Below are 6,557 nucleotides of genomic sequence, written 5' to 3'. Positions count from 1 at the left end.
ATGAGCGCGGAGCAGAACGGATCAGACGGCATTCCGGCGCCGCCGTGGCAGCGGGTGCCGCAGCGCACGAGCCGACGCCGGCGGGATCGACTGACCCAGGACGTGATCGTCGAGGTCGGATTGCGGTTACTCGACGCCGATGGGCTCGATCGCTTCAGCATGCGCCGAGTCGCCGAGGAGCTCGATACCGGCGCGGCCTCGCTCTATTGGCACGTCGGATCCAAGGACGGTCTACTCGACCTGATCTTCGACACCGTCATCGGTGAGATCGACATCCCCGAGCCTGACCCTGGCCGCTGGCAAGAACTTCTCAAGACCGTGGCGCGCAACATGCGGGCCACGATTCTCAACCACCGCGACATCGTCCGGGTCTCGGTCAACCGCATCCCGCTCGGCCCGAACTCGCTGCGATTCAACGAACGCGTCTTGGCTATCCTGCGGTCCGGAGGCGTACCCGACGACATCGCCGTGTCGGGGCTGTTGCTCATGTTCTCCGTGGTCAACGGGTTCACCATCGACGAGACCGGGCTGGGTGGCGACGCATCGGAGGGCGCGCCGCCCCCGGTCGAGGCCGCATCGGTGGTGCGCGACTACTTCGCTTCGCTGCCGGCCACCCGGTTTCCGCACCTCACCGCCGTCGCCGACACCTACGCGAAGTTCGATCGAGACGCGTTGTTCGAGATGCTCATCGCGCTGTACGTCGACGGCCTGGCGCAGCGCGTGGACGCAGCCACCCAGCGCGGCACCGGTCGCGCGAACTGAGGGCGCGCGTCCCCGCCTTCTGGCGGGTTGTCCACCCTTCGCGACGCTGGGAAGGGTGGACAACCCTCCAGAAGTGGGTGGTTTCGCCGCACCCGCCTCGGCGCCGGATATGGCCCCTGCGCAGCGGTGATAGCATCCGACCTCGGCGGGCCCGGGGCACGGGTGGCCGCGCCGACACTCACCGTGACGACGATGGACAAAGCAGGGAGACTCACTCGTGATCCGTGCCGTAGGGGCGGCTTGCGCCCTCGTGCTCGTGTTGGCCGCATGCTCGGACGATCCGGATGACACTCCGGCGGAGACGAGCGCATCGGAATCGGCTGAGCCTGTCTCGGCGTTGGCTGAGCTGACCGGTGACGATCTGTGCGCGGCGCTGCCGGGCGAGACGATCGAGGAACACCTGGGTGTGGCCGTCGCAGGAAATGAGGGCCAGGAGCGCGGCCGGGCGCCGGTCATGCGCACGCCGTACTTCCTGTCGCGCGAGTGCGACTACGACACCGACGGCTTGCCTGGCTTGCGCACGTCGCTGAGCACGGAGTGGGACGAGTCGACGTCCGACGCCGAGGTCTTGGACAAGGTGTTCACCGACGTGTCCGCGGAGCCGGAGGCCGTCGGGGACTACGACGAGATCTCCGATCTCGGCGTCACGGCCGGCTATGGCGACGACGCGCTCCTGGCCAGTGCTGACCTCGCCGGGAGCGTGCTCGGTGTGGTGTTGCGAGCCGGGGAAGAGCGGCTGCTGCTCACGATGTCGACGACCGGATCGGCCACCCTGGAGCAGTTGCGCCCGCTGGCCGATGAGCTGATGGCGAACCTGGCGATCGACGCGTCCTGACTGGGCCGTGACGTGCGCGCCCGGCGTTAGGCTCGCCGGCATGATCGATGCCTGGGACCCGGCCGGCGAAGGGGTGCTGCGCTTGCCTTCCGGTCTCCTCGTCCGTGGCCGTGGCCTGAGCCGGGCGGAGCCGCCGGGGCCGGCGCCGACGTTCGCGCTGTACCTCCTGGGTAGCCAGCCTCCTGAGGTGGCCTGGGAGTACCGCTGGGTTCGCTGGCGCGACTTCGGCTTGCCCGCCGACCGGGCCGCGACGGCCGAGGCGCTGCGTGAAGCGTGGCGACGGGCCGGTTCGGATCGCGTCGAGGTGGCTTGCGCCGGTGGGCTCGGCCGGACTGGGACGGCGTTGGCGTGCCTGGCGGTGCTCGACGGTGTCGACCCGCGCGAGGCCGTGGCCTACGTCCGTGCGAACTACAACCCACGCGCAGTGGAGACGCCCGGGCAGCGACGGTTCGTGGCTCGGTTCGAGTAGGTGCAGGTCAGGCGATCACGGGTGGGTCCGGTGGCCCGCGACGTTGGGCGCCGGGTCCGGGGTCCACACGTTGCCCGTGGCGGCCGGAGCGGTCGACCGGGCGGCCGGGGCGCCGAGGTCGATCCAGTCGCGCCCGAGCTCGGTGTCGGGTTTGTCGTGGTCGGCCTCGCGTTCGTGCTGGGCGACCTTACGGCGCAGGTACTCGATCTCGCGGCGACGGTCCCTGGACCGCCGGATCCCCGCCACGAGCGTGAGCAGCCCGCCCAGGGCGATCAGCCCCGTGATCACGCCGGCCAGGAAGATGCCCCACAACGGCGACTCGAAGCCGGCGCCGAACACGTCGATGCTCACCGTGCTGCCACCGTCCATCACGGCGACGACCACCAACCCGGTGGCGACAACGAGCAGGAACAGTCCGAGCACGATCATGACCCGATCCTCCGTACGGCGTCGAAGCGTCCAGGTATGCGTCAACATCTCTTCCCGCCTGAGACTCGGGACAAACCCCGCAAAGGTGATCATCCCGAAGCGTGGTCGCTCGATTCGGGCGCGTGGCGCTCCAGAAACCGGTAGACGTCGGTGTCGTCGACTCCGGGGAACGTCCCCGGAGGAAGTGCTGCAAGCAGGTGCGAGTGCGCCCGGGCGCTGGGCCAGGAGTAGTTCTCCCATCGTGCGGCCAGCTCCGCCGGAGGCCGGCGGCAGCAGGCCGGGTCGGGGCACCTCGAGCGGGCCCGCACGGTGGTCTCGCGGCCCTGGAACCACTTGACGTGGGCGTACGGCACGCCCACGTCGATGGCGAAGTCACCGTCCGCAGTGCGCTCGACGTGGGTGGTGCACCAGTACGTGCCCTGGTCCATGTCGGTGTACTGATAGTGCGTGGAGTACGGGTCCGGGGTGGAGAACACCGCGCGCGACGCCCAGTACCGGCAGGTGATCTGGCCTTCGATGGCGCCCAGCACGTCGGTCGGGAAGGTGACGTCGTCGTTCTCATACGCCTTGTAGATGACGCCGTCTCGGCCCACCCGCATGAAGTGCACCGGTAGGCCCAGGTGTCGGGTGGCGAGATTGGTGAAGCGATGAGCGGCGGTCTCGTAGGACACGGCGAACACGTCCCGCAAGTCGTCGATGGCCAGTTCCTTGCGCGCCTTGGCTTGCTGCAAGAACGTCACGGCCGCGCTCTCCGGGACGAGCATGGCCGCAGCGAAATAGTTCGCTTCGACTCGCTGGCGCAGGAAGTCGGCGTAGCCGCGCGGGTCCTCGTGATGCAACGCGAAATGGCCGAGGGTCTGTAGCACGATGTAGCGCGGGTCGTGGCCGCCGCGCGGGGCGGCCGGGAGATAGATCCGCCGATGCCGCAGGTCGGTGATCGACCTGGTGGCCAGCGGCAGGTCGCTGACCCGATGCAAGGTGAACCCGAGGTGAGTGGTGAGGTCGTTGATGTCGCGCTGGGTCAGTGGCCCGCCGGTGTGCTCGATCGTGGCGCAGATGTCACGCGCGATCTGCTCGATCTCGACGAAGTAGTTGTCCCGGTCGCGCATCTGCCGGCGTAGCTCGATGTTGGCCCGGCGGGCCTCTTCCGGTGTCGCCGCCTGCACGGTGGCGCGGCGTTCGAGTTCGTTGTGCAGTCCGACGAGGGACGTGAGGACGTCGGTGGGCAACGTGGCTGTGCTGCGAATCTCGGGCAGGCCGAGGGCGGTGTACGACGCTCGTGCTTGCGCGCGTTGCAGAGCGATCTCCAGCGCAGCGCGTTCCGACGGTGGCTCGTCCTTCATCAGCTCGGCGACGGAGACATCGAGTTCGTGGGCGATCGCCTGCAGCAGCGCCAGCCGCGGCTCGCGCTTGCCGTTCTCGATCTGCGACAGCAACGACGGCGCCCGTTCCACTCGTTCGGCCAACTCGCTCAGCGTGAGCGACTTCGCCTTACGCGCGTGGCGGATGCGCCGGCCGAGCGTGATGAGGTCGGGACTGCCATCGGATGCGGGCATGTCTGCTCCGTTGATCGCCGACTGAGCCTTCAATCTAGGTGAAATCGGACCGTAATTCACCGGGTCTTGGCGATGCGGCAGACTTTCGGCGCCTGCTCGAGCGATGTTCGGCGGAATTTTGACCCGAACCGCTGCCCTCGCGTCGGCGCCGGGACCGACCCTGAGACGATGCCGGGATGCGAACGAGGGTGGCAACGGCGACCGGTTGGCTCAGCGCGGTGGTGGTGATCACGTCGGCTCTGTCGGCGTGCGGCGGGGACGAGCCCTCGGCCGCCCCGAGCGAGACCGAGTCGCGCCCAGCGGCGTCCGACACCGCCTCGCCGTCGCCGTCGGGCCCGCCGACCGCACCGCAGACCCCCGGTACGACGCCGTCTTCGCCGCCGGCCAGTCCCGATGTGCCGGTGGATTGCCCGGATCAGACGCTGGCCCGCCTCGACCTCGACGAGAAGGTCGGCCAGTTGTTCATGGGCGGCGTCCAGGTCGGGGAGACCCCGGCGTACGTGTCGGACGACCTCGGCGCGGCGCAGGTCGGTTCGCTCCTGCTCATCGGACAGTTGACGGGTGGGACGTCGGCCTCGGCCGAGGCCGCCGACCGTGGTCGCGAGGTCGCCGGTGCGCCGGCCGGGGTGCAGCCGTTCGTGGCCACCGATCAGGAAGGTGGGCTGGTTCAGCATTTGAAGGGCGACGGGTTCGCCACGATGCCGTCGGCGGAGGAACAAAGCAGCCTGCCCCCGCAGCAGTTGCGCAGCGAGGCCCAGGCCTGGGGTGAGGATCTGCGCACCGGCGGCATCGACGTCAACCTCGCACCGGTGGCCGATGTGGTGCCCGAGGACATCGGCGATGCGAATCAGCCGGTCGGTGCTGTGCAACGCGGGTACGGGCCCGACCGCTCGGTGGTGGCCGCGCAGGTGGCGGCGTACGTGCAGGGCATGAATGATGCCGGCGTGGCGACGGCGGTGAAGCACTTCCCCGGGTTGGGCAAGGTCGAGGGCAACACCGACTTCTCCAGCGGGGTGGTGGACACCCGGACCACCCGGGACGACGCCGATCTGGAGCCGTTCGCCGCAGGGTTGCGGGCCGGCGCGCCGTTCCTCATGGTGGCGCTGTCGACGTACGAGCAGATCGATCCGGACCGTCGGGCGGTGTTCTCGCCGACGGTGATCGACGGGATGGTCCGCGGCGACCTCGGTTTCAACGGTGTCGTGCTCTCTGACGATCTCGGCGCCGCGGTGGAGGTGGAAGACGTGCCGCCGGCCCGCCGAGCGCTGGACTTCCTGCGCGCCGGCGGAGACATCGCCATCGTGTCGACGCCGGAGCTGCTGCCGGAGATGACCGAAGCCGTCATCGACGAAGCGGAGGCGGACGCCGGGTTCGCCCAGCTCGTGGACGAGCACGTGCTGCGCGTGCTCACGGTCAAGGAACGGATGGGCCTGCTGACGTGTGACGGCTGACCGACTCGCGCCCTGCGGTCAGGGAAACGCCGGCCAGTCGAACGTCGGTGGCAGCACGCCTTCGAGCGTCAACAGCCAGCGCTTCACCTCGAGACCGTTGCCATCGACGCCGCCGCTGTACCCACCCAGGCCGTCGTGTGCGACGACCCGATGACACGGGACGACCAGTGGCATCGGGTTGGAGCCCATGATCGCGCCGATACCGCGCGCGGGGACACCCGTGCCGCTGCGCTCGGCGAGCTCGCCATAGGTGATCGACTTGCCGAAGCCGACGCCGTCGTACAGGGTCTGCAACACCTGGCGCTGGGTGCCCTCGGCATAGCGCCAATCGACCTCCACCTCGAAGCCGCGGCGCCGGCCTTCGAAGTACTCGACGAGCTGGTGGGCCACCGGCGTCGAACGCCCGTCGTCGGCGGCCGGCGGCAGCTCGGCACCGGGTAGCTCGCGTCCCTCCCAGGTCAGCCCGGCCAACCCGACCGTCGTGACCGCGAGGCGGATCCGGCCGACCGGGGTGCTGACCGTGGTGATGACGACGTCGTCGGTGCGCGTCATGGTGTCCATGGTGCCGTACGGCACTGACAGCGTGATGCTGTACGGCACTGACGACATCGCGTTGTGCGCCGGTTGTGCGCGTCCACCAAGACTCGTCCGGCGTCGTGGTGGAGTACCTCAGTACGACATGTGCCGCCGGACCGGGCACAGTAGACCTGCATGTGGTACGGCCGCGACCTGGCGGCTGGCCGACTGACCGGGGGTGTGCAGATGTCCGGATCGCGCAACCAGGGCTTGCGGGGGCTTTCCGCCGCCGACTCGGCTCGAGTCGCGGTGTTCACAGCGCTGATCGCCGTACTGGGTGTGCCGGGCTCGTTCGCGCTGTTCGGCAATGCCGTCCCGGTGACGCTGCAGTCGATGGGTGCCTTGCTGGCCGGTGCGATCCTCGGCGCGTGGCGCGGCGCGTTGTCCATGGTCTTGCTGCTGGCCCTGGTCGCCGTCGGCCTGCCGCTGCTGGCCGGCGGGCGCGGAGGGCTCGGCGTGTTCGCCGGGCCGTCGGTGGG

The 6,557-nt window shown here is 69.4% G+C and carries 8 protein-coding genes; 5 read left to right on the top strand and 3 right to left on the bottom strand.

From position 1 onward, the window contains the following. The 3 genes from M6444_RS08415 to M6444_RS08405 form a co-directional block, all read left to right on the top strand. The coding region (locus tag M6444_RS08415) for a TetR/AcrR family transcriptional regulator C-terminal domain-containing protein (protein WP_298325499.1) at nucleotides 1-762 on the top strand (762 nt) is incomplete at its 5' end. 217 nt (nucleotides 763-979) lie between these two features. Further along, nucleotides 980-1,597, top strand: a complete 618-nt coding sequence (locus M6444_RS08410) for a hypothetical protein (RefSeq protein ID WP_298325497.1) — start codon at nucleotides 980-982, stop codon at nucleotides 1,595-1,597. Nucleotides 1,598-1,637: 40 nt separating this feature from the next. After that, nucleotides 1,638-2,066: a protein-tyrosine phosphatase family protein gene (locus M6444_RS08405; protein ID WP_298325495.1), complete on the top strand. Its 429-nt coding sequence runs from the start codon at nucleotides 1,638-1,640 to the stop codon at nucleotides 2,064-2,066. A 15-nt stretch (nucleotides 2,067-2,081) separates the two neighbouring features. On the opposite strand, the gene M6444_RS08400 is transcribed toward M6444_RS08405, so the two are convergent. Next, complete coding sequence (locus M6444_RS08400; RefSeq protein WP_298325493.1) at nucleotides 2,082-2,495, bottom strand: LapA family protein; 414 nt, start codon at nucleotides 2,493-2,495, stop codon at nucleotides 2,082-2,084. 89 nt (nucleotides 2,496-2,584) lie between these two features. After that, on the bottom strand, nucleotides 2,585-4,051 hold the full coding sequence (locus tag M6444_RS08395; RefSeq protein WP_298325491.1) for a helix-turn-helix transcriptional regulator: 1,467 nt from the start codon (nucleotides 4,049-4,051) through the stop codon (nucleotides 2,585-2,587). A gap of 176 nt (nucleotides 4,052-4,227) precedes the next feature. On the opposite strand from M6444_RS08395, the gene M6444_RS08390 reads away from it, so the two are divergent. After that, a complete protein-coding gene (locus tag M6444_RS08390) occupies nucleotides 4,228-5,502 on the top strand; it encodes a glycoside hydrolase family 3 N-terminal domain-containing protein (protein ID WP_298325489.1) in 1,275 nt (424 codons plus the stop codon). Nucleotides 5,503-5,520: 18 nt separating this feature from the next. On the opposite strand, the gene M6444_RS08385 is transcribed toward M6444_RS08390, so the two are convergent. Beyond that, the gene (locus tag M6444_RS08385) at nucleotides 5,521-6,054 is read right to left on the bottom strand and encodes a methylated-DNA--[protein]-cysteine S-methyltransferase (protein WP_298325487.1); all 534 of its coding nucleotides are present in this window, start codon (nucleotides 6,052-6,054) and stop codon (nucleotides 5,521-5,523) included. A 210-nt stretch (nucleotides 6,055-6,264) separates the two neighbouring features. Between M6444_RS08385 and M6444_RS08380 the strand changes: the two genes are divergently transcribed. Then, the coding region (locus tag M6444_RS08380) for a biotin transporter BioY (protein ID WP_363326287.1) at nucleotides 6,265-6,557 on the top strand (293 nt) is incomplete at its 3' end.

This window comes from Haloactinopolyspora sp., assembly GCF_027324685.1.
GTDB lineage: Bacteria > Actinomycetota > Actinomycetes > Jiangellales > Jiangellaceae > Haloactinopolyspora.
Note: the sequence above shows the minus strand (reverse complement) of the source record. Positions and strands in the feature narration are given on the sequence as shown.